The 302-nt window shown below is 39.7% G+C and carries 1 pseudogene; it reads right to left on the bottom strand.

The window, feature by feature from the left end:
• A pseudogene (locus H5154_RS24350) lies at positions 1-215 on the bottom strand (transposase); the annotation flags it as partial.
• Positions 216-302 lie beyond the last annotated feature (87 nt).

The following is a 302-nucleotide window of genomic DNA, read 5'->3' as shown; positions in this document are numbered from 1 at the left end:
GTATGATTACTCATCACTGCATATGCGCAAACATCAATACAAAACACGTTAGAAAGAGCCAATAGCTTCTCTTCAACCCAACACCTGCGATGCTCATATGATTGGCCAGTAAAACGATCTTCGCCACATAGATAGGCTCGACGTACGCACCTAGAAATACAATGATAGTACTTTGTATCAGCCAAACTTATCTGACGCTTTCTCGCAATAGCCATGTGACAACCTGCTCGTTTATTGTGCTAATAATAAAATTAGTACATAACTGATACATTGCAAATCATAAGGTGGGTGTCTTCTTAGCA

It is taken from the genome of Pseudoalteromonas sp. SR44-5 (genome assembly GCF_014163675.1).
GTDB lineage: Bacteria > Pseudomonadota > Gammaproteobacteria > Enterobacterales > Alteromonadaceae > Pseudoalteromonas > Pseudoalteromonas rhizosphaerae.
The sequence above is the reverse complement of the archived record's forward strand: the minus strand, read 5'-3'. Positions and strand labels throughout refer to the sequence as shown.